The sequence below is a fragment of the Nonomuraea spiralis genome (assembly GCF_014648435.1).
Lineage (GTDB): Bacteria > Actinomycetota > Actinomycetes > Streptosporangiales > Streptosporangiaceae > Nonomuraea > Nonomuraea spiralis.
Genome location: NZ_BMRC01000005.1, coordinates 436,859 through 459,731 on the forward strand (window position 1 = coordinate 436,859; position 22,873 = coordinate 459,731).

A 22,873-nucleotide genomic window follows, 5' to 3' on the forward strand; every position below is an offset into this window, starting at 1 on the left:
GGTCGTCGCGCGGGCAGCATGAAGTATGGGCCGCACGTCAGGGTTCGTCCTGACGAGGGGCGGCAAGCGCCTGAAGCCACGCCATTCCTATTATTTTGTCCGAAAGTCAGTCAAGGGATGAAATTTAAACCAATGTTGGAATGAGGGTTTCGGGCATCAGGAAAATTCGGTGCCCGGGGATGTGTTGACAGGTGACGGACCCTCTCCCGCTGGGCCGATGATCTCCGCCTGCCTCCGCGTCCTGGGGATTCGGCACCCTGTGTGATCATCTAGCTCCTCCATGGAATGCCCGTAATTGGAGTTTCGGTCATGTCCGAAAGAGGGTGTTCTGTCCCTATTGACTAATTGAGTCGAGACCGATTCCATATATCGGTCAGATCATGGACGATCTTGCTGGTAGCAGCCTTACAAGATGTTGACAGCCGTCGTTCCGCGCCCCGCGGGCATCCACATTCCCCCTGGTCAGACGCCTTCTACGGTGACGGCGTCCAAGGTGTCCGGTCAGCACGACGCCGTCCCGTCCGGACCGCCCGCCGTGTAGGCGCAGGCCGGCCAGATGAGCCTCCCCGCCTGCGGCTCGATTTTGATCAGGCGTCCGGAGGCGTCCATCATGGTGGCGGTCCTGTCGTCGTGGAGGCACGGCACGACTCCGCGGCCCCGTCCTCCTCCCACCGGCCCGGAAGGACCGCTCGTGACCGACCTCGACTCCCGCCTGCGTGCCTGGCGGCACGACCTGCACCGGCGCCCCGAACCGGCCTTCGCGGAGCACGCGACGAGCGCCTACGTCGCCGAGACGCTGGAGGCGGCCGGTCTCGACGTCGTCCGAGGCGTCGGCGGCACCGGCGTCGTGGCCTCCCTGACCAGGGGGGACGGCGACCGTGCCATCGGGCTGCGGGCCGACATGGACTGCCTGCCGCTCGACGAACCGGGCACGCGTTCCCACGCCTCGCGCAACCCCGGCTTCATGCACGCCTGCGGCCACGACGGGCACATGGCGATGCTCCTCGGCGCCGCCGCCGTCCTCGCCGCCGAGGGCGGCTTCGACGGAACCGTACGGTTCGTCTTCCAGCCCGCGGAGGAGCCCGGCCGCGGCGCGCGGGCCATGCTCGACGACAACCTGCTCGTACGCTTCCCCGTCCAGGCCATGTACGGCCTGCACAACCTGCCCGGCGTCCCCGCGGGCCACTTCCTGACCCGCGCCGGGAGCATCATGGCCGGCGAGGACAACTTCGAGATCCGCATCCGGGGACGCGGCGGGCACGCCGCCCGCCCGCACATGGTCGTCGACCCCATCGTGGTGGGCGCCGAGATCGTCCTGGCCCTGCAGACCGTCGTCGCCCGCAACGTCGACCCCGCGCTGCCCGCCGTCGTGTCCTGCACCGACTTCAGCACGGACGGCGTACGCAACGCCATCCCCGGCGAGGTCGTCATCAAAGGCGACACGCGCAGCTTCGACCCCGGCGTCGGCGAGCTCATCGAGGACCGGATCCGCCGGCTCTGCGAAGGCATCGGCGCGGCCCACGGCGCGACGTGCGCCGTCACCTACACCCACGAGTTCGCCCCCACGGTCAACGACCCCGCCTGCGTCGCCGCGGCGGTCGAGGCGGCCGTCGCGGTCGCCGGCGAGGAACGCGTCGACCCGGATTGCGCGCCCATCATGCCGAGCGAGGACTTCGGCGTCTTCGCCGAGGCCGTACCGGCCTGTTTCGCCTTCCTCGGCAACGGCACCGAACCCGGCCGGGGCGGCGACCCGCTGCACAGCAGGCAGTACGACTTCAACGACGCCGTCCTGCGGACAGGGACGGACTACTACGTGACGCTGGCCCGCCGCGTCCTGACGGGCGACGCTCCCTCGGGCCCGGCGACGCCCGGCTGACCGCCCGAGGGTACGGCGTGATCTACAATGTAAAGGCGGGGTTTCCGGTCTGCGGACGCCGTTCAGCTGTACCGTCTTCGAATCATGGCGAAAACCATTGCGGCGATGACAGGGCTCGTTCTGGCGGTGTTGTCGTGGCCCCCACCCACCTGGGCCGACGCCTCCGTCGCGGCAGATGGGGGCATGCTCTCCGGCGAGCAGAAAGTCACCTTCCATGAGTTCCGGCCGGAAAGAGGGTCGCTGGACGAGATTCCGATGTTCTGCGGCATTCCCGGCTCGGCCCTGGATCTGTCTCGAATCACCGCAGTGCAAGGTCTGACGGCCTCGGAGTGCGGAACCATTCTGAAAGTCGTCAATCCGACGCGCCCCGACATTCCGCCGCAGTACGTCATGGCGGTGGATCGCGGCGGCCGAGGCTTGGACCTGAACACGGACACCTTCAAAGCACTGAACGGAGGAAGCCTTTCGGAGGGATTGGTCCCCGCCAAGTGGGAGCCGGTGTCTTCGTCCTTCGGAGAGGGAATCCTCCTGGACGATCGCTTCGCCGGTGAACTTCCCGGTCTGGCATCTCGTGAATGACCGACGCCGGCCTACACGAGGTCGAAGGGAGCGGGGGAGTGGTCTTCCCAGATTCGGCGGGAGGCCTCTTCAGGGTAGGGCAGGGTGTTCGACTCGGTGTCCAGGACGCGGGTGAGGTGCCGGTCGGGTCGGTGGGCGGGCCATCCGGGGTCGCCGGTGGTGACGAAGCGGATCCATGCCTCCCTGAGTTCGCGGGAGAGGGCGACGGCCTCGGGCGTGGGTTCGTCGCCGATGAGCTGCGTGCCGATGGGGCTGTCCAGCGTGCCGAACGCCAGAGGGACGTCGAGGCTGTGGCAGGCGCCGAGGATGCCGCCGAGGGCCGGGGCGGCCCAGCGCAGCTCGAAGAGGTACGAGGTGCCGCCGGCTGCGGCGTTCGCCTCGGCCAGTTTCTGTGACGGCATGCGGAAGAGGGCGTCGGAGTAGACCGTCTCCACCAGCTCCTCCGGGCCGGCCTGCGGGAACGCGGCTCGGTAGGCGTCCGGGCCGTGCGGTCGGGGGGCGAGCAGTTCCAGGGCCGTGTGGGCGTCGTGCTCGGTGAAGGTGCCGTGTCGTCCGCTCATGACGCTGAAGAGCCGGAATTCGTCCCGGGTGTGGCCGGCGAGTAGTTCGGTCCCGTCGGCGCGTGCGCCGGCCAGCGCGGTCCAGGGTGTTTCGGGCAGGACGTCGCCGTCGATGACGGGGCACAGGGCGGTGCCGGTCTCGGTGAGCCGTCCCCAGCGTGCTCGGTGTGCGTGGAGGCCGGTGTTGAGGGTGGTGAGTGCCGCGGCCAGCCGCCAGGGGTCGGTGTCGCGCAGGGCCGCGGCGGTGGGGGTTGCCGCGCCGACCCGTTCCGCGAGGGTGGTGGTGACCTGTCGTGCGAGTGCGGGGGTGCTGTGCAGCCCTGGTACGGAGTGGGCGATGGCCCGCCGGAAGAGGCCGCGTGCCGGTTTCATCGTCAGGAGGGCGGCGACCGATCCCGCGCCGGCGGACTGTCCGGCCACGGTGACCTGGCCGGGGTCGCCGCCGAAGGCGGTGATGTTGCGTTGTACCCATTCCAGTGCCGCGATCTGGTCGAGGAGCCCGCGGTTGGGTGGTGCGTCGTCCAGGAACGCGAAGCCCTCCGCGCCGACGCGGCAGTTGAGGGTGACCACGACGAGTCCTGCCTCGGCGAGTGCCGCCGGGTCGTACATCGGGTCGCTCGACATCGCGGAGATGTAGCCGCCCACGGGGATCCACACCAGCACCGGTAGTCCTGCCGCGCCCGGATCGGGGGTGGCGATGTTGAGGGTCAGCCAGTCCGTGCCCTGCGGCGGGCCCGTGTCGACCGGCAGGGACAGGGGCGCGGCGGGGCCGAATTCCGTCGCCTGTCTCGTTCCTTCCCAGCGCTGCGGTGGGGCGGGCGCGGCGAAGCGGAGGGCTCCCACGGGGGGTTGGGCGTAGGGGATGCCGCGGAACACCGTGTGCCGGTGCCGTCGGCGTCCCTGTACCGCGCCTTCCGTGGTTCGCACTGTCGCTCGTACGGGCATGAGGTGGCCTTCCCTGAGTGGATCTCGAGGTTGTAGGTCAACTGTATTATGTCACTTGTATGGGAAAGGTTCCGGGGGGCGAGAGGGAGACCGGCGATGCCGAAACAGGTGGATCACCGCGGACGGCGCGAAGAGATCGCCCGCGCGCTGTGGCGGGTGGTGGAGCGGCGGGGCGTCGCGCACCTGACGATGCGGGTGGTGGCGCAGGAGGCGGGCATGTCGCTCGGGCAGCTGCAACACTATTTCGCCTCCCGGGCCGCCATGCTCTCCTTCTCCGTGGACTTCGCCTCCGAGCAGACCTCGCTGCGCGTCGGCCGGGGTCTGGAGCGGCTCGGTGACCGTCCGCACCCTCGTGACGTGCTGCGGCTGACGCTCGCGGAAATGCTTCCCCTGCATGCCGACGCCCGCGCGACCAGCCGGATGAGCGCCGCGTACGTCCTGGAGGCGTTGCACGACGAGGCCGTCCACGAGCAGGCACGTCGTGGCCTCGTCCAGGGGCGGGCGCTCGTCGAGCAACTGGTACGCCAGGCGGTCGTCGACGGACATATAGGCCCTGACCGCGACCCGGCGGTCGAGACCAACCTGCTCCTCGCCCTGACCGGCCTCACCCCCCTGATCGAACTGGGCGTGATCGAGCCCCAGGACGCGCTCACCGCGATCGATGCGCACCTGGACAGGCTGTTCGGCTGATTCCCGCAAGACCGCCGCCGGGCGCGTGCCCGGCGACCACGCCCGCCTGGCCGAGCTCAAAGCCGTCCACGATCCCGGCAACGTCTTCCGGATCGACTTCACCATCCCCCCGAGGAGGCGACACCATGAAGGCGGACCGCACCTCACCGGAGGAGGACACCGGATGACCAGCCACGGCTCCCTCGCGGACGGCGAAGATCCCTTCGGCACGTTGCGCCGCGCGTTGTGGATCGGTGGTGGCCAGTGGGCCGGTAAATCGACCGTGGCCCGGCTCCTGGCCGTCCAGTACGGCGTCACCGCCTACCACTACGACCACCACGACGCCCGCGGTCACAACGATCGCCGCATCGCCCGTCGTGTCGCGCTCGGCGAGCCCGCCGCCGAGCCCGACCCGGACGAGGTGTGGGTCCGTACCAGCCCGGAGGAGATGGCCGCCGCGACCCTGGCGGGTTTCCCGGTCCGGTTCGAGTGGGCCCTGGACGACCTGCGCGCGCTCGTCTCGGGCCGTCCGATCATCGCCGAGGGCTGGGGACTCCGCCCCGAACTCGTCGCACCCGTCGTCGACTCGCCACGCCGGATGGTCGTCATGGTGCCGACGCCGGGGTTCCGCCGGCATCAGCTCCGAGAGCTTCCGCGGGCCGCCTCGCTCGGGCACCCCGTCAGCGATCCGGCCCGCGCGCAGGCCAACCGCCTGGCCCGGGATCGTCTCGTCGCGGAGGACGCCGTCCGCGCCGCCCGCCGGCTCGGCGTCCGCGTGATCGAAGTCGACGGTTCCCGCGACGCCGCCGCGATCGCGGAGATGGTCGCCGACCATTTCAGCCCGTACCTCCCCGAGCAAGATCACCTGCTCTGACCCGCGGCGTCGGAGCCGCGGGTCAGATGGCTCCGGCGCGGGCCGCCGTCAGTGCCGCCGTGGCGGCCCGGTCGGCGGCGGCCTCGTCGAGGGGTTCCCCGGTGTTGAGCAGGGCGTAGTACAGGGGGGCGGAGACGGCGGCGATCACCCGGTGCGGGTCGGCGCCGGGCGGCAGTTCGCCGCGTTCGATCGCGTCGGTGACGCAGCCGGACCATTCCTCGATGCGGACGGCGTAGAAGCGGTGCAGCGCGCGGGCGGCCTCCTCGTCGCAGAGGGAGGCGGCGATCAGCGCCTTGAACAGGCGCCCTTGGCGGGGGTCGGTCAGTGTCCTGACGACCAGGCGGGCGTTGTCGCGCAGGTCCTGTTCCAGGCTGCCGTTGCGGGCGCGGGGCAGTGAGGTCGCCGCCATGTCCTTGAGGAGGTCGGCGGCGAGCGCGCCGGGCGTGCCCCAGCGGCGGTAGACGGTGGTCTTGCCGACCTCCGCGAGGCGGGCGATGTCGCCGAGGTCGAGCCCGGAGAAGCCCTTCTCGACCAGGGTGTCGCCGGCGGCCTGGAGGACGGCCTCGCGGACGCGGGCAGTACGCCCACCAGGACGGACGGCGCCGGGCGGTGGATCGGCGGCCATGACGGGCTCCTCCTCTTGCGAACGCTTATCGGGACGACAGTTCCCTTAGCGTGGATTCCAGTGCTACAGTCCTCTCATCTTAACGGAACCACAGAACCGTTTGTAGCGGCATGCCGACCGGCACGCCCGAGAGAAAGCCCTGCCATGACCACCACATCCCTGCCGTCGTCCGCCGTCCAGGCCCCGCCGCGGCGCCTGACCGGCCGCCTGCGCCTCACCCTCGCGGTGCTCCTGGTCGCCCAGTTCATGCTGGCCGTCGACTTCTCGATCCTGAACGTGGCCCTGCCCGCCATCGGCGACGACCTCGGCTTCTCCCTGTCCGGCCTCCAGTGGATCGCCACCGCCTTCGCCCTGTGCGCGGCCGGGTTCACCCTCTTCTTCGGCCGCATCGGCGACCTGATCGGCCGCAAGCGCATCTTCCTCGGCAGCCTGGCCCTCCTCGGCGCGGCCTCGCTCGCCGGCGGGCTCGCCCCCACCCCCGAGATCCTCATCGTGGCCAGGATCGCCCAGGGCCTGGCGACCGCCGCCGCCACCCCGGCCGGGCTCGCCCTGCTCACCACGTCCTTCCCCGAAGGGCCGCTGCGGCAGAAGGCGCTGGGTCTCAACGGCGCCCTCATGTCCGCCGGGTTCACCGCGGGAGCCGTGCTCGGCGGCGTCCTGACCGACGTGCTCTCCTGGCGCTGGGCGTTCTTCATCAACGTGCCCGTCGCCCTCGCCGTGCTCCTCGTGGCGCCGGCCGTCATCGCCGAGTCCCGCCCCGCCGTACGTCCCCGGCTCGACCTGCCCGGGGCGCTCAGCGTGACCCTCGGGCTGCTCGGCGTCGTCTACGGCCTGACGCAGGCCGGCGAACACGGCTGGACCCACCCCCTCGCCCTGGCCGGGCTCGTGGCCGGAATCGTCCTGCTCGGCCTGTTCTTCCTGATCGAACGCCGCGCCGCCCAGCCCCTCGTACCGCTGAACGTCCTGCGCAAGCCGACCGTGGCCTGGGGCAACCTGATCGGCCTGCTGGCCTTCGTCACGGAGACGTCCCTGGTGTACCTGCTCACCCTCTACCTGCAGAAGACCCTCGGCTTCACCGCCCTGGCCGCCGGACTGTCGTTCGGCGTGCTCGGTCTCGGCACCGTGGCGGGCGGGCTGCTCGCCCCGAAGGTGATCGCCCGTACCTCGACCGTGGCCGTGCTGGTCGGCGGCGGGGTGTTGCAGGCGGTCAGCACCGCCGCCCTGCTGCTCCTCGGCGACACCTCGGCCTCGATGGGGTTGCTGCTGCCCGCCACCTTCCTGGGCGGCGTGGGGAACATGCTGGTGATCGTCGGCTTCATGGTCACCGCCACCACCGGCCTGCCCGACCGCGAGCAGGGCCTGGCCACCGGGCTGGCCTCGATGTCCCAGCAGATCGGCATCACCATGGGCACCCCGATCATGTCCGCGATCGTCACCGCCGCGACGGCCGGCGTCGCGACCGGCGCGGCCGTCCTGCACGGCGTCACCGTCGCGATCGCGGTCAACGCCGCCCTCGTCCTGCTCGGCGTACTCCTCGCGGCGCTCTTCCTGCGCGGCCGGCGCGGCGCCTGACCCGCCCTTCCCTCTCCCGTCTCGGAGCAGATCATGGATCCTCAGCTCACGGCCCGCCTTCCCGGCCCCGCCATCGAGATCTCCGGCAGCGGTCGGCGGGCGACGTCCTGGTGCGGGCTCGTCCTGCCCGGCTCGCCGCCCGTGCCGGTCCGGGTCCATCGGCCGGCGGGCCGTCCTCCCGCGGGGCTGCTGGTCTGGGCGCACGGCGGCAGCTGGCAGCGCGGCTCGGCCGCCGACTGGCACGACGCCACCGCGGCCCTGGCCGCCTGGTCCGGCTGGACGGTGATCAGCGTCGACTACCGGCTCGCGCCGCGTCACCGTCACCCCGCCGCCGTTCAGGACGTTCTCACCGCCCTCGGCTGGGCCCGCGGCCAGGCTGCCGGGCGCCCGCTCGCGGTCGGCGGCGACAGCGCGGGCGGCACGATCGCCGCCGGCGCCGCCCTGGCCGCCCGGGACCGCGGCCTGCCGCTGGCCGCGCAGGTGCTGGCCTACCCGCCGTTCGACCCCGCCTGCGCCGCGCCGTCCTATCAGCGCTCGCCCTCCGCGTTCCCGCAGGCGGCGGCGCTGCGCCGGGCCTGGCGCACCCGGCTCGGCGACGGGCCGGCCGTCGTCCGCGACGCCGACGGCACCCGCCTGTACGCGACGCACTGGCAGGCGCCCACCCTGGCGGGCCTCGCCCCCGCCGTCCTCGCCGTCGGCCGCGACGACCCCGTGCACGACGACGTCGAGGCGTACGCGCACCGCCTGCGCGAGGACGGCGTCCCGGTACGGCTCCTGCGCCCACCGGGCGCCGTCCACGGCGACGTGCTGCGCCCCGACCGTCCCCTTCTCCACTCGCTCGCCCGCGCTCTGCGCGAGCTCCGGCCGGGCTCGACCAGCGAAAGGACTCACGATGACGACGAACGTTCCCCCTGCCCCGCTTGAGGCTCTCGTCCGCCACTTCACCGACCTGCGCGACGGCACCCATGCCGGGCACGCCACCCGCCAGGGCAAGCAGAACGCCTTCCGGCAGGCCGTCGAACTCCTCGACGCGCCCGTACGGCAGGTGCTGGCCGAGTTCGACCGGCACCTCCTCCTGGGCAGCGGCGCCGTCGAGGCCACCGGCGTACGTACCGACGCCGCGGGCGGCAGCTTCGCCACCTGGTCGCTGTCGTGGCCGGCCCAGCGGTCGGCGGGCATCGCGCCGATCACCCTGATCGCCCACTACGGCGCCGGTTTCCACCACCCGCACCTGCGGGGCGCCACGGTCGGAGAGTGGCCGCTCAACGTCGCGGACGCGCGGCAGGCGGCGGAGCTGGTCCCCGTCCTGCGGGCCATCGCCGCCGCCGACCTGCACAATCTGGTGTTCCAACGCGACTGGCGCATCGTGCCCGCCATCCACCCTTGACACGCCCAGCGTGCCGGTGCGGGGGGGCCGTACCGCGTGCGCTCGATGACTCCCGCAAGGCATATAGTGCAAAAGCTGAAACAGTGTGGGCGGCGGGGGAGACGTGGCGGAGCCGGACATCGATTGGCCAGACCCCGAGGGCCAGGAGATCGTGGAACGCCTGTTCGCCGCGGACGCGGCCCTGCGGGCCCACTTCGATGAGACCGCCGCCGCGGTCGGCCTGACCGTGCCGCAGGCTCACACACTGCTGCAACTCGGGCAACCCCGGCGTATGGGCCACGTGGCCGGTCAGCTCCACTGTGAGCCCTCCCACGTGACCGGGATCGCGGACGCCCTGGAACAGGGCGGTTTCCTGCGCCGGGAGCCGGACCCGGACGACCGGAGGGCCAAGCGGCTCGTGCTCACCGAGCCGGGGCAGGATCTTCGAGGCCGTCTGCTGACCCGCCTCTTCGAGAAGGCGCCGATCATCTCGGTGCTCGACGCCGACCAGCGCACCGCACTGCTGTCGCTGCTCCGTACGGCTCAATAGACAGCCGGCCCCCGGCTCCCGGGCGACGGTCCGCCCTTTCTCCACCTCATCGCCGCCCATAGCGGCTGTTCGCGCTCCGCGCCGTCGTTCGCATGGCGTTGTTCCCCCTTCCGGCACAGTGAGCCGGCCCCTTGGCGTTGCCACCGAAAACTTCTGGTAGAACATAGTTGCTTCAGTGAAGTATTGAACTTTCTACCTCAAGGACTCGCTTCCATGTTCATCGCCTTCGCCGTCCTGTCCGTTCTGCTGGCGCTCGCCTTCGCCGGAGCCGGTTACCCGAAGCTGTCCGGCCAGGACGCCATGGCCGCCCAGCTGGGCAAGCTCGGCGTGCCGGCCGGGTTCATGCGCGTCATCGGCGCGCTGGAGATCCTCGGAGCCGCGGGACTGATCGCCGGACTGTGGATCGAGCCCCTTGGGGTCGCGGCCGCGACCGGACTGGCGCTCCTCATGGCCGGCGCCGTCGTCACCCACGTCAAGGCCCGCGACGCCGCCAAGGGCACCGTGCCGTCGCTGGTCCTGTGCATCCTCAGCGTCGCCACGCTCGTTCTCGGCCTGGCCGGCCTCTGACCGCACCTGGAGATCATCCGGCCCAGGGGCGGCTTTGCCGGCTAGCGGTCCTGGGCGGGGGCATCGAGTGGTTCCGCCGGATGCGGCGAGTGGCGAGATGGAATGCCCGCGTTTGCCTTTATAGCGCGTGTGCAACTATTGTCGAGGCTTGCAAAGTGCATCAGCAATCACATGAAGGGCCGCGCGATGCCTCTCGCACTTCTCGCCCTGGCCATCGGGGCTTTCGGGATCGGTACGACCGAGTTCGTGATCATGGGCCTGCTGCCCGAGATCGCGGGCGACTACGGCGTGTCCATCCCCACAGCGGGCCTCCTGGTCACCGGCTACGCGATCGGCGTGGTCATCGGCGCCCCGCTGATGACGGCGCTCGGCACCAGGATCAGCCGCAAGACGATGTTGCTCCTGCTCATGGGCCTGTTCGTGGCCGGCAACCTGCTGTCCGCGCTGGCGCCGGGCTTCGGCGTGATGCTCGGCGGCCGCATCGTGGCCTCGCTGGCCCACGGCGCGTTCTTCGGCATCGGCTCGGTGGCCGCCGCCGACATGGTCGCCCCGCACAAGAAGGCCGGCGCCATCGCCACCATGTTCACCGGCCTGACCGTCGCGAACGTCGTGGGCGTACCGCTGGGCACCTTCATCGGGCAGGCGGTGGGCTGGCGCACCACGTTCGTGCTCGTCGCCGTGCTCGGCCTGGTCGGCCTGGTCGGCATCGCCACGCTCGTGCCCGCCGTGCCCCGGCCCGAGGGCACCCGCCTGCGCCGGGAGCTGACGGCGTTCCGCAACCCGCAGGTGCTGCTCGCGATGGCGATGACCGTGCTGGGCTTCGGCGGCGTCTTCGCCGCGATCACCTACATCGCGCCGATGATGACCCAGGTGGCCGGCTACTCCGCCGACGCGGTGACCTGGCTGCTCGTGCTGTTCGGCGTCGGCATGTTCCTCGGGAACCTGCTCGGCGGCCGGTTCGCCGACCGCGCCCTGATGCCCATGCTGTACACCGCCCTCGGCGGGCTCGCCGTCGTGCTGGCGCTGTTCACCCTGACTGCGCACAACAAGGTCGCCGCCGCCGCGAGCATCTTCCTGGTGGGGGCGCTGGGCTTCGCCACCGTGCCGCCGCTGCAGAAGCGCGTACTCGACCAGGCCCATGGCGCGCCGACGCTGGCCTCCGCCGTCAACATCGGCGCGTTCAACCTGGGCAACGCGCTCGCCGCCTGGCTGGGGGGCCTGGTCATCGCCGCGGGCCTGGGCTTCACCGCGCCGAACTGGGTCGGCGCCCTCCTCGCCGCCGCTGCCCTGGTCCTGGCGGTCTGGTCCGCGGCCCTGGAGCGCCGTGCCCCGGCGTCCGAACCGGCATCCGAACCGGCGGGCGAACCGGCCGGCGCCGCCCTTCCCGCGCCCGCGCTCGTCCACGACTGACCGTCCTCGTTCCACCTCCGTCTCATCGCAGGAGAAACGTCATGAACGCCACCGCCGTCACGCCACTGACCACCGCCGACGCCGAGACCCTGATCGCGGCCGCTCGTACCGCCGTGCTGATCTCCGGCGAGACCAGCACCCGCAAGGCGTACACCGCCCTCCAGCTGAACGCCTCCACCGCCGGCGTGCCGATCCACCGCGACGGCCGCGTGATCGGCGCGATCGGCCTCGGCGGCGGCGCCCCCGAGCAGGACCACTCCTTCGCCACCGCCGCACTGGAGGCACTCACCCGCTGACAGTGGACGAGGCCATCACCCGGCGGCGCCTCTCTACAATGGCCGGGTGAATCTGGATCGGGTCGTGAGCGGCACGTGCTGAGCGCGGCGGGGCTGGGCGCGGAGGAGGAAGCCGCCTACCGGCTGCTGGTCAGGACCACCGAGGTCGAGTCCGACGCCCTGGCCGAGGAGCTGGGCGTGGCGGCCGAGGTCGCGCGGCGGACGCTCGGCTCGCTGCTGGCCAAGGGGCTGGCGCGGGCCGTACCGGGAGAGTCCGGACGGTTCACGGCGGTCGCGCCCGACGTCGCGCTCGCGGCCCGGCTGCACCGGCGTCAGGCGGAGGTCGACCGGGCGCGGCATGCCATGGAGCAGCTCACGGGGGAGTACCTCGCGCACGCGCGGCGCCGCGAGGCGGCGCAGCTCATCGAGGTGATCACCAGCCGTACGGCGCTGCGCGAGCAACTGCGGCTGCTGCAGGACGGCGCCCGCCACGAGGTGGTCAGCCTCTGCCGGGCCGGACACGTGGCGATGACCTCGCAGGAGAACACCGAGGAACTCGCGGCGCTGCGGCGCGGCGTCGGCTTCCGCGTCATCTATGAAGGGGCGTTGCTGGAGGAACCCGGCATGCTGGTCAACCTCGCCGAGGGCATCACGCTGGGGGAGCAGGCCCGCGCCCTGCCTGCCCTGCCGGTACGGATGATCATCGCGGACGGCGAGCTCGGGGTGCTCCCGCTCATCCAGCACACCGACGGCCTGACCCAGCTGACGGCCGCGCTGATCAGGCCCAGCAGCCTGCTCGACGCCCTGAAGGCCCTGTTCGAGAGCCTGTGGGAGCGGGCCACGCCGGTCAGCCTGACCAGTCCGGGCAGCCCGCTCGACGCCGATCATCTCTATCTGCTGTCGCTGCTGGTCGCGGGTGTTCCGGACAAGTCGATCGCCACCCAGCTCAAGATCTCGCAGCGTACGGTGCAGCGCAGGATCGCCTACCTGATGGAGCGGGCGGGTGCGCAGACCCGGATGCAACTGGCCTGGCACGCCGCCCGCGAGAACTGGCTCTGACCGATCAGTAGGCCCTGATCACCGTCTGCCTGACCGTGTTGCCGGCCGAGTCGGTGGCGGTGACCCGCAGCGACGGGTGCGGGCGCAGGACGATCGCGGTGTAGCGTCCGCCGCCGAGCGCGAGGACCGGCTGCGCCCGCCACGTCGCGCCGTCGTCGTACGACAGCTCCAGCTTCAGGTCCTTGGCACGCGCCCCGCTCACGCCCTCCTGATGCCGTACGGCGAAGCCCACCAGACCGGGGCGCTCCGGGCGTACGTCATAGTCGACCTGCAGCAGCGGCAACACCCGGTCGCCCGGCTTGGAGCGGAACGTCCAGGCCGTCTCGGTCGCGGTGGCCGTGGTCCATTCCTCCGAGGTGCGGCTGGTGGACAGCTCCAGGCGGTAGGCGGCCTCCTGCGGCGCGGCGGGGAACGCGCCCCAGGCGGCGTCGCGCTCGGCCACCAGCGTGCCGTCACGGTAGAAGCGGGCCGAGGCGGTGTCGTTGTCGACGCCCGCGCGGGAGGCGTGACCGGAGGAGTCGACGAACTCGGGGATCCGGATCTCCATCGTGTCGCCCTCGCGGGTGGAGGGCGTGATCCAGGCGGGGATCGCCGGGCGGACCACCGGGGCGTGCCAGCTCTCGCTGGTCCGCGTGCGGGGCTGGTACGTGCGCGGCTGCTCGGTCATGCCGTCGAGCAGGCGGCCCATGTCGTCCCAGACGTACTGGTGGTTGACGAGGTGCTGCCAGTAGGAGCCGTTGGCGCTGACGTACTCGGTGCGTTGCAGCGGGGTCTTGACGATCCGCTGGGTCTCCATCTGCTGGCCGAGCGAGTAGGACTGCCAGGGGCGCCAGCCGAAGCGCTGCTCCTTGGCCCAGGCGAAGCCCCCGTTGTCGGCGTATGTCGTGGCCACACGCGCGGTGTTGCCGTCGTTCACCTCGTACACGATCTCGTCCGGCACGCGGCCGTCGGAGACCTGCATGACGTCGTAGAGGTAGGGCGAGTTCATCTGCCCGGTGACCTCGATCTTCGCGTTGCCCTTCGTCATCCGCTCCAGCATCCGCCGCCCGTCGTCGGCGGCGACCACCAGCGCCGGGATCGGCAGGTCGGCGCCGACCGGCCGCCAGCCGCGCCCGAACGGGTCGTCGGGGGTCATCACCAGGATCACCGCCGCCGCTCCCGCCTTGATCGCGGCCCCGGACGGGTCGGCCCAGTCGATGTCCTCGCCGCGGATGACCGCGGCCTTGCCCTTGGACCCGGCCGTCCCGTCGGCCAGCCGCCACATGTGCCGCCCCTCCACGCCCGGCGACCCGCCCAGGAACCCCATCGTGTACGGCTGCGCCGTACCGGGCACGCGGACGGTGAGCTTCGGCGCGACGAGCTGCCAGCGCGAGGCGAACTCGAACGAGCCGTCCCGCACCGGCTGGGTCGGTGAGACGTTGAGCCCCTCGATGACGTCGAAGTTCATGACGCCCTGGGAGATCTTGCGCGAGCCGAACGCCCGATAGGTGAAGTAGGTGTAGATGCCGACCTGCTCGGCGGGCTCCTTGGTCCTGATGATCACCGGGGTGGTCCTGCGGAAGTCGAGCACGACGTCCAGGTCGCGGTCGACCTTGAGCTCGGGGATGACGACCATGCCGTCGCGCGGGTGCATGCGTCCCCAGCCGCTGCCCAGGTTGAGCGACTGCGTCATGTAGGTGCCCTCGGACACCTCCACGGTCAGCCCGTCCTCGGGCAGCCAGGTGAAGAGGTCGTCCTGCTGCGAGGCGCCGAACATCGACAGCGTGTCGGCGCCGGTCGGCTTGCCCGCGGCGTCGATGGCGGTGAAGCGGACCTTGTGCTGCGGTCCCTTCCAGGTCAGCGCCAGCGTGGTGTGCACCTGCTCGGCGCCCGCCGTGGCGGTGACCAGTCCGCCGTACCGGCCGAAGGAGAGCGTGGCCAGGTCCACCGTGACCTTGACGTCGGCGGTGCCGCCCGCCGCGACCGTCACGGTCTTCGCGCCGAGCGCGGCCCCGCCGAGGGTGGTGGCCAGCTCCAGCGTGACGGGGGCGGCCGTGCCGTTGGTGTAGGTGATCGTGCCCTCGGCGGTGGCGGGGCCCTGGCCCTGCTGGTGCTTGCCGAGGTCCAGCACGCCGGTCGCGGTCACGCCCTGGCGCACCGCGCGGGCCACGTCCAGGCGGCCCGCGCCGGCGTCGTCGATCTGCTGGCCGGCGATGGGCTTGGCGGAGCCGATCAGCGCGTCCTTGATCTGCTTCGCCGTCCAGTCGGGGTGGCGCTGCTTGACGATCGCGGCGGCACCGGCCACATGCGGGGTGGCCATCGAGGTGCCGGAGGCGGCCGTGTAACGGTCGTCCACCGGGTCGCCCATGGTGGTGCCCGCCGCGCGGGCGGCGACGATGGCCACGCCGGGGGCGGTGAGGTCGGGTTTGGGCGCGTCGTCCAGGCGCGGGCCCCGGCTGGAGAACGGCGCGAGCGCGTCCTTGCCGTCGACCGCGCCGACGGTCAGCGCCGAGGTCGCCGCGCCGGGGGTGCCGACGGAGTAGGCCGCGCCGTCGTTGCCCGCGGCGACCACGAACAGGGCGCCGGTGCGCTCGGTGAGGGTGTCGACGGCGACGCTGAGCGGGTCGGTGCCGTCGGTGGCGCCGCCGCCGAGGCTCATGTTGATCACCGAAGCGCCTTCGGCGGCGGCCCATTCCATGCCTTCGATGACGCCGGACAGGGTGCCCGAGCCGTCGTCGCCGAGCACCTTGCCGACCATCAGTTCGGCGCCGGGGGCCACGCCCTTCCTGCCGTCGCCGCCCGCGATGGTGGCGGCCACGTGGGTGCCGTGTCCGTTGCCGTCCTGGACGCTCGGCTCGTCGGTGAACACCTTGGTCTGCTTGACGCGTCCGGCCAGGTCGGGGTGGGTGGCGTCGACGCCGGTGTCCAGTACGGCGACCTTGACGCCCTTGCCGTCGAACCCGGCCTGCCACGCCTCCGGCGCGCCCACCTGCGGCACGCTGTGGTCGAGGGTGGCCTTGACCTTGGCGTCCAGCCAGATCTTCGCCACGCCCTGCGACAGCGTGGCCCGTGGCTCGTCGAGCGACTTCCACAGCTTGCCGATCGTGCGCTTGTCGGCGGCGACGACGCGGCCGTTGACGCTCTCCAGCTCGGGCGCGGTCGCGCTCTTCGGCGCGGAGCCGTCGTAGAGGAACAGCAGCGGCAGCTTGTCCGTCTTCGCGTCGTCGTACCCCTGGGCGATCAGCCGGGTGATCGAGAACAGGGCGGGGTCCAGCCGCCTGGCCGCCAGGAAGGGGACGATGTCGTTGGGCAGGACCCGCAGTTCGCCGTTCTCCTCGGTGGTGTTGAAGGCCATCCGTTCCCGGCCGGGCCCGGGCTTCACCTCGACGGCGTTCCTGCCCGGCCCGGCCTGCCTGACGGTCACCACGTCCCCGGTGATCAGCGTGACCCGGTGGACGCTCCCGCCGGCGGGTTCGGCCACGGCCGCGGCTGCGGGTAACGGGGAGCTCAACAGGGCGGCGGTGGTGACTCCGGCCACCGTCACATGGGCGGACCAGTGCATGGGGGTGAAACCTCTCGTAGCAACAACAACCAGTGCACACGAGAGTGAGTGATCGGATGTGTGACGCGCCAGGTGTCACACGTGCCGTTTGTCTGCCATGTCGCAATTGCGACACCGTACGCCGGCCCGGAGAACGACGGCGCCACCCCCGGCGCGTCGTGCCGGGGGTGGCGGTCGCGGGCCCGCTACTGGTGCCAGGACTGGTACATGTTGGAGCTGCCCCGCAGGACGAACTCGCGGGCGTAGCCCAACAGGTGCATCTCGTAGAAGGGCCGGAAGTTCGCCTTGCGGTTCAGGATCGGGATCGACGCCGCGTCGTCGGGGTCGAAGTTCCAGTCCTTGTGCATGCGCAACGTGTACTGCGCGGTGATGACCCGCTTCTTGGGGTTGTTGCCGTTCTCGATGAGGAACTTGCCGTCCGCGCGGAACATGCTGCCGCCGAGCGTGTAGTAGGTGTCCTTGTCGTTCCCGCTGACGTGGGCGCTCTTCCAGAAGGAGTCGAACGACAGCTCACAGGTCGCCGCCCGGCACTTGGCGATCGCCTTCTTCGCCATGCTCCGCATGACCTGGTCCACCCGCTTCCCGATGCCATCGTTGTCGGAGTAGATCTGGTACGGGTCCACGATGAAGTCCTTGCCGCTCTTGCCGCGGTAGTGGTGCCAGGTGTCGCAGGTCAGCGACCACGCCGCCAGACAGGACCCTTCGGTCAGCGCGTCGTACTCGGCCAGCACCTTCATCATCTTCAGCACCCGCTTGAGCGTCTTCTTCCACGTCCGGTAGCCGCCGTGCTCGGGCTCGCCCGGGGAGCGGGGGGCGTAGTTGCCGCCGCCGGAGATGTCGGGGCGGTGGGGGCACGTGCCGCCGCAGCCGTCGAACCCGCCGCAGAAGCCGCCCGTCGGATGGCAGGGGTTGGTGGCGCAGCCGCCCTCCGGGCTGCACTCGCCCGACGGGTCGCTGTTGGTCGCCGGGTTGCTCTCGGCGTAGCCGTAACCGTTGAGCTGCCCCGGATTGTCGGCGTTGAACACCGGGTCCACCGAGATGAAGCGGCCGGTGTCCGGGTCGTACTCGCGGGCGCCGAGGTGGGTCAGGCCGGTGCTGTCGTCCGCGGTGCCGCCGACGAAGCCCTTGTCGCCCGGCCAGCCCGCCGCGGCGCTCCCGCGCGGCTGCCCGAACGCCGTGAGGCGGCGCTTGACGACCGCGCCGGTCCTGGCGTCGATGGCCACCTCGCCGGTGCCGTGCCGGTCGGCGGCCAGGAACGAGACGCCGGTCGTGGTCCTGACCGCCACCACCTGGTCGCCTTGCGTGTAGTAGCGGGTGGCGACCGTGGCCGTGGCGCCCTTGTTCAGCCGTACCTCCATGCCGTCCAGGTAGAGCGTGGTCCCGCCGGGGTCGCGGCGCAGCAGCCGGGCGCCGTCGGCGTCGTAGACGAAGGAGGTCTCGCCCTTGCCCGGGTCGGACACCTTGGCCAGCTCGCCCTCGGCGTCCCAGGTGAGGGTCTGGGCGGAGGCCCCGACCTGGCGCTTGGTGGTGTTGCCGGTCGCGTCGTAGGCGTAGCTCTCGGTGCGGGCGCCCGCGCCGGTCTGGGTGACCGTGCCGAGCTGGTGCCCCTTGAGCCCGGCCGCGGCGCCGTCGTCGCCCGCGTAGGCGTAGGCGCGGGTGACGGCCGGCCGGTTGGCCGCGTCATAGCGGGTCTCGCCCGTACGGTCACCCGCCTCGTCGTAGGTGTAGGCGTCGTGGTACGGCGCGGGCCCGCCCAGGACGGCCGCGGCCGGGTCGGCCGCGCACGCGCCCCCGCCCTGCGCCCACGCCTCGGTCAGGCGGGCCAGATGGTCGTAGCGGAAACACTGGTTGTCGGCGCCGTCCCTGGAGGCGTCGGCGATCTGCGTGACGTTGCCCGCGTCGTCGTAGCCGTAGGTCTCGCTGCGGTCGACGCCCGCCGCGCCCTCGTGGACCGTGGTCAGCGTGCGCAGCCGCTGGCTGCCGAACTCGTAGGAGTAGGTGAAGTCCACCTGCTTGCCGTCGGCGCCGGTGTCCAGCCGCTGGGCGAGCAGCTTGCCCGTCTTGCTGTAGTCGGTGCCGACCACGTACGACGACAGGTTGCTGGAGGCGGTCAGCGGATGCCCCAGCTCGTCGTACGAGGCGGCGATCACCTCGGCGGGCAGGCCGCCCGCGGCCGGGCTGCCGGTGGACTGCACCGTGCCGTCGGGGTTGTAGACCGTCGAGAAGGTGTAGCCGCCGGACGGGGCCAGCGCGCCCTCGACGGCGGGCAGCACCGCCGTGGTCCGCGTCGGCCGGTTCAGGTTGTCGTAGAAGTCCACCCGCTTGGTGTAGGCGGCGCCGCCCGACCAGCGTGTGGAGGTGGCCGGCTGGCCCTTGCGCACGGTGTCGTACGTCCACTCGGCCAGCTTGACGCCGGAGCCGTCGTACTGGGCGGTCTTGCGGCCCAGGCCGTCGAGCGTCAGCGTCAGCTTCTGGCCTCTCGCGTCCACCGACTGCACGAGCCGGTCGAGGTCGTCGTAGGCGAACGTGGTCAGCCCCTTGTCCGGGTCCAGCTCGCTCGTCTTGCGCCCCCGTACGTCGTAGGCGTAGCGCCACACGTTCCCGCCCGGCCCCTTGACCTCGGCCGGCCGGTCACCGCCGGTGTAGGTGTAGAACGTCGAGTCGTAGCCGCCGTCCGGGCGGTGCCGGCGCAGCTCCGAGCGCCTGCCGCGGGCGTCGGTGACGGTCGTGGTGACCACCCCGCCCGAGGGCGGCGTCACCCGCGACCAGTCGCCGCCGTAGGCGAAGGAGGTGCGCCACAACTCGCCGGTGTCGCTGTTGCCGGGCCGCAGGATCTCGGCCGTCTTGCGGTTGCGGCCGTCGTAGGTGTAGACGGTCTGGGTCTCGACCTGGCCGGTCTGGGCCACGCCGAACAGCGCGGGCGCGGGCGGCCCGTCGGCGAAGTAGGCGGCGTAGGTCCGGTCCACGGCGCCCTGGGCGTTGTAGAAGGTGTCGGAGATCAGCCTGCCGCCGCCGGGGCCGGCGTCCTGGGTCTGGCGGGCGCGCAGCCAGCCGTCCAGCAGCGACACCGACGTCTCCTGGCCGCCGTCCTGGTCGAGCTTCTTCGTGGTGACGGCGGTGATCTGGCCGGCGGCCACCCGGTAGGCGTACTCGCGGTCGGGCACCTGGCCGGTGGCGCGGGCGGGCGTCCAGACCTTGACCAGGCGGCCCAGCGCGTCGTACGCCATCGTGACCGTCTTGCCGCCCGCGTCGGTGGTCCGTACGGCGCTGCCCCAGGCCGGGTCGAGGTCCTTGGCGGTGGTCATGGCCGAGCCGGGCACCCCCGGCGTGGCCGGCGGGCCGGTCTCGGTCGTGCGGGTGGTCAGGCCCTGCGTGTCGGTGTACACGGTGATCGTCGGCCGCTCGACCGCCGGGGAGGAGGTGTGGTCGATCTTGGTCACGGCGGTCGGCCTGCCGTAGGCGTCGTAGGAGGTCCTGGTGTCGGAGACGTAGGCCAGGGCCGAGGCCGTCGTGCCGCCGGCCGACGCCTTGTCCGACGAGGTCGCCCGCCCCTTCGTCGGGGCCTGGCGGTACGCGCCGCCGTCGTAGGCGGTGCGCGTGGCCGAGACCACGTCCTTGGTGTGGTCGACGGCCGCGCCGCAGCGCCTGGCGACCTTCAGCTCCTCGGCGACCGCGTCGACCAGCCACGCGCCGGTGTTGCGCGCCGCCATCGTGGTCGTGGTGCACACGTCGTCGGTGTCCAGCGCCGCGTCGCCCTGGTCGTCGACCTGCAGCACCCGGCCGGTCACCTCGTCGAAGGACAGGTTGGCGGTCTTCGCCTCCCGCCAGCGGCCGCCGTCCAGCGCGGTGAGCGTGCGCGTGGTCTTCGGGGCCGACAGGTAGGCCGACACCGTCCCCCACGAGCGCGTACGGCTGGCCGTCCGGTGGTACCAGGGCGAGGTGAGCACCTTCTCCACCGCCGTGCCGCCGGCCCGGTCGTAGGTGACCTTCCGCACCTCGAAGCCCTGCAACGCCTCGCTGTCGGGGTAGGAGCCGCCCTCGCCGTCGGAGACGTCGACGTCCTTGCGCCCGCCGTCGACGCCGAGCCGGTCGCCGTCCATGCCCTGGAAGTACCAGTGGTCCACCTGGCCGGGGTTCGGGCCGGTCGCGCCCGAGACGACGCGCACCTTGTCGTAGCCGTGCCACTGCGACCACGTCTTGTACTTCTCCGGCGTCAGCCCGTCGTTGTCGTCGAAGTGCCAGGCGGGCCGGCCGATCGAGTAGTCGTAGGCGGTGACCTGGTCGGGCGCGCCGCCGGTCAGGTCGGTCTGCACGGTCTGCGTCACCACGTACTTGTGGAACCAGTCCAGCGTCGGATGGTCGTCCACGCCGCTGGTCTTCATCCAGTACACGGGGAAGCAGCGGCGCCGGTTCGACTGCGGCGAGGGCAGGTCGGACGTGGTGCAGTCGGCGGCCGAGTAGTTGACGTCGAGCACGCCCCCGAACTCGTTGTAGACCGTGCCCAGCCGGTTCTTCACGAACGGCCCCAGGTCGTCGCCGAGCTTGTCGACGCGGTTGGGCAACTGCGTGTACACGAACGACACCGGCGGCAGCGTCACCGGCGCGGCCCCGGCGTGCCCGGTCTGCACGATCGAGGTCAGCAGCAACTGGCGGTCGACATCGGCCATGCCCCAGGCGTGCTGGAGCGTCCAGGAGTCCACCGTACGGTGGCCGCTCCCGTCGGGCTTGGCCACTTTCGTCGTCACCTTGACCAGGCGCTTGCGCGACCAGAACGTGGGCGAGCCGGTGCCGTGGTCCTCCTCGCACTTCTGGCCCTCGTCGCAGTGCAGGTCCCAGGGCACGTCCTGCCAGTAGTCCGGATGGTCCTTGATCTCCGCCTCGGCGCAGTCGGAGGCCGTCTCGCGCATGCACCGCTCGGCGGTGGTGAAGTCCACCCGCGCCGGAGCCAGGGCGGGGAACAGGTCGCCCGCGCGCAGGCCGTACTCGGCGTAGCGCAGGTGGCCGCCGCGCACGTACGGGGTCTCGTCCTCGGACTTGAGGTTGCGGCCGTAGTGGTTGCGTTCCTGCTCGTAGAAGTAGACGACCGCGTTGCCGTCGGCGTCGACCACCTTGTCCAGGTTCCACCGCCAGGCCTGCTGGCACCACGAGTCCTTGAACTCGGCCTTGTGGCACGGCTCGCCGTCGTCGTCGCCGAACACCGGGACCGTCCAGGCCGACTTCGTCTGCGGCTTGCCGGCGGCCAGGGTGTTCAGCCCGAAGAAGTACTGGGTGCCGTCGGTCGTGGTGACCTTCCAGTACTCGCCGTCGTCGTCGCCGTTGTCGGTGCCCGAGCCGGTCAGCCGTTCGACGCGGGTGCCGTCGTCGCCCTTGGTGCGCCAGGTGCCGTCACCGGCCGGGATCAGCTCGCCGCCCTTGCCGTTCAGGCTCAGCGTGGCGTTGTCGTACCCCCAGCACAGGTCGCCGGGGTAGATGTTCCAGGTGGTGTTCTTGGGCGCCTTGTCGTCCTCGCAGGAGTTGTAGCGGCGCTCGATGTAGCCGGGCCACAACTCGAAGCCGTCGCCCACCCACGACGGCTGGCTGTTGCCGTTGGAGGTGCGGCCGTCGATCGAGGCGGAGCTGTAGGACAACGCCACCGACGGCGTCAGCCCGCCCGGCACCGGCGGCATCCGCATCGGGTACGACCAGGTGAAGTCGCCTGACTGGGCGCCCACCTGCCAGGTGTCGGAGGCGGTCAGCGAGGTCGCCTTGTAGTCGCCCTTCTCGCCGCCGCTCTGCGAGGTGGCCGCCAGCACGGTCTCGGCGGCCGGCACCTGGGCGCTCAGCGTGCCGGCGGCCGTGTCGTTGACGGCCGGCAGCGGACGTACCGTGCGGCATTCGTCCCGGCCGGGGGTGGTCAGCGCGCACGCGGGCAGGCCGACCAGGCGCAGCCGGGAGCCGTAGTCACCGCCGTAGGCGGCGGCGAATCCCGAGTAGTCGAGCCGTACGTCCACGGTGTCGCCCGTGGGCTGCTCCAGCGCGAAGACCACGCCGTCCAGCCCGGTCCCGGCCACGGCCGCGCGGTCGAGCACCCGCGCCCGCGCCGCGCCCGAGACCCGCAGCGGGCCCTTCCCCGCGGTCTCCCGGGACGCCCCCGCGGACAGTCCCGGGGACGCCTTGGGGGAGCCCTCGACCACGCCCGGTTCGGGCCAGCGCACCACCGGCGGCGGCGCCGGACGCGTCACCGACGCGTCCAGCACCCGCGGCCTGGCCTTGACCGGCCCGCCCGCCACGACCTTGTCGGGGTCCTTGGGGGCGGCGGCCCGGTCCGCGCTCGCCGGCGCGGCGGGTAAGGCGGCCAGCAGGCCCGCCACCAGCGTCAACGCCGTCGTCAAGCCGACGGCACGCCCTGACCTCGTCACGGCGCCC

At 71.7% G+C, this 22,873-nt stretch carries 16 protein-coding genes; 12 read left to right on the forward strand and 4 right to left on the reverse strand.

What is annotated here, in order from left to right:
- The first annotated feature begins 691 nt into the window (after positions 1 to 691).
- Together IEZ27_RS15005 and IEZ27_RS15010 are read left to right on the forward strand one after the other, a co-directional pair.
- A complete protein-coding gene (locus tag IEZ27_RS15005) occupies positions 692 to 1,876 on the forward strand; it encodes an amidohydrolase (RefSeq protein WP_229823989.1) in 1,185 nt (394 codons plus the stop codon).
- Between the two features lie 84 nt (positions 1,877 to 1,960).
- Complete coding sequence (locus IEZ27_RS15010) at positions 1,961 to 2,455, forward strand: hypothetical protein (RefSeq protein WP_189647742.1); 495 nt, start codon at positions 1,961 to 1,963, stop codon at positions 2,453 to 2,455.
- An 11-nt stretch (positions 2,456 to 2,466) separates the two neighbouring features.
- On the opposite strand, the gene IEZ27_RS15015 is transcribed toward IEZ27_RS15010, so the two are convergent.
- On the reverse strand, positions 2,467 to 3,942 hold the full coding sequence (locus tag IEZ27_RS15015; protein WP_229823990.1) for a carboxylesterase/lipase family protein: 1,476 nt from the start codon (positions 3,940 to 3,942) through the stop codon (positions 2,467 to 2,469).
- 114 nt (positions 3,943 to 4,056) lie between these two features.
- Here IEZ27_RS15015 and IEZ27_RS15020 point away from each other — a divergent pair, with 114 nt between their 5' ends.
- Positions 4,057 to 4,650: a TetR/AcrR family transcriptional regulator gene (locus tag IEZ27_RS15020; RefSeq protein WP_189647744.1), complete on the forward strand. Its 594-nt coding sequence runs from the start codon at positions 4,057 to 4,059 to the stop codon at positions 4,648 to 4,650.
- A 163-nt stretch (positions 4,651 to 4,813) separates the two neighbouring features.
- Positions 4,814 to 5,503, forward strand: a complete 690-nt coding sequence (locus IEZ27_RS15025) for a hypothetical protein (protein WP_189647745.1) — start codon at positions 4,814 to 4,816, stop codon at positions 5,501 to 5,503.
- Positions 5,504 to 5,525: 22 nt separating this feature from the next.
- On the opposite strand, the gene IEZ27_RS15030 is transcribed toward IEZ27_RS15025, so the two are convergent.
- Positions 5,526 to 6,128 carry a TetR/AcrR family transcriptional regulator gene (locus tag IEZ27_RS15030; RefSeq protein ID WP_189647746.1) on the reverse strand — a complete coding sequence of 201 codons (603 nt, stop codon included), beginning with the start codon at positions 6,126 to 6,128 and terminating at the stop codon, positions 5,526 to 5,528.
- A 144-nt stretch (positions 6,129 to 6,272) separates the two neighbouring features.
- Between IEZ27_RS15030 and IEZ27_RS15035 the strand changes: the two genes are divergently transcribed.
- The 8 genes from IEZ27_RS15035 (at position 6,273) to IEZ27_RS15070 (ending at position 12,927) form a co-directional block, all read left to right on the forward strand.
- Complete coding sequence (locus IEZ27_RS15035; RefSeq protein WP_189647747.1) at positions 6,273 to 7,700, forward strand: MFS transporter; 1,428 nt, start codon at positions 6,273 to 6,275, stop codon at positions 7,698 to 7,700.
- Between the two features lie 33 nt (positions 7,701 to 7,733).
- Positions 7,734 to 8,624 (forward strand): alpha/beta hydrolase, encoded by an 891-nt coding sequence (locus IEZ27_RS15040; protein ID WP_189647748.1) that lies wholly within the window; start codon positions 7,734 to 7,736, stop codon positions 8,622 to 8,624.
- Positions 8,593 to 9,087: a hypothetical protein gene (locus IEZ27_RS15045; protein WP_189647749.1), complete on the forward strand. Its 495-nt coding sequence runs from the start codon at positions 8,593 to 8,595 to the stop codon at positions 9,085 to 9,087. The genes IEZ27_RS15040 and IEZ27_RS15045 overlap by 32 nt, the downstream gene beginning before the upstream one ends.
- A 103-nt stretch (positions 9,088 to 9,190) precedes the next feature.
- Positions 9,191 to 9,616 carry a MarR family winged helix-turn-helix transcriptional regulator gene (locus tag IEZ27_RS15050; protein ID WP_189647750.1) on the forward strand — a complete coding sequence of 142 codons (426 nt, stop codon included), beginning with the start codon at positions 9,191 to 9,193 and terminating at the stop codon, positions 9,614 to 9,616.
- 213 nt (positions 9,617 to 9,829) lie between these two features.
- Positions 9,830 to 10,183 carry a DoxX family protein gene (locus tag IEZ27_RS15055; protein WP_189647751.1) on the forward strand — a complete coding sequence of 118 codons (354 nt, stop codon included), beginning with the start codon at positions 9,830 to 9,832 and terminating at the stop codon, positions 10,181 to 10,183.
- A 186-nt stretch (positions 10,184 to 10,369) separates the two neighbouring features.
- Complete coding sequence (locus IEZ27_RS15060; RefSeq protein WP_189647752.1) at positions 10,370 to 11,593, forward strand: MFS transporter; 1,224 nt, start codon at positions 10,370 to 10,372, stop codon at positions 11,591 to 11,593.
- A 41-nt stretch (positions 11,594 to 11,634) separates the two neighbouring features.
- A complete protein-coding gene (locus IEZ27_RS15065; RefSeq protein ID WP_189647753.1) occupies positions 11,635 to 11,889 on the forward strand; it encodes a heme-binding protein in 255 nt (84 codons plus the stop codon).
- A gap of 75 nt (positions 11,890 to 11,964) precedes the next feature.
- Positions 11,965 to 12,927: a helix-turn-helix domain-containing protein gene (locus IEZ27_RS15070; protein ID WP_125634513.1), complete on the forward strand. Its 963-nt coding sequence runs from the start codon at positions 11,965 to 11,967 to the stop codon at positions 12,925 to 12,927.
- 4 nt (positions 12,928 to 12,931) lie between these two features.
- Here the strand turns inward: IEZ27_RS15070 and IEZ27_RS15075 are convergent, their stop codons facing one another.
- Positions 12,932 to 16,468 (reverse strand): S8 family peptidase, encoded by a 3,537-nt coding sequence (locus tag IEZ27_RS15075; RefSeq protein ID WP_189647754.1) that lies wholly within the window; start codon positions 16,466 to 16,468, stop codon positions 12,932 to 12,934.
- Between the two features lie 185 nt (positions 16,469 to 16,653).
- Complete coding sequence (locus tag IEZ27_RS15080) at positions 16,654 to 22,866, reverse strand: RHS repeat-associated core domain-containing protein (protein WP_189647755.1); 6,213 nt, start codon at positions 22,864 to 22,866, stop codon at positions 16,654 to 16,656.
- Between the last annotated feature and the right edge of the window lie 7 nt (positions 22,867 to 22,873).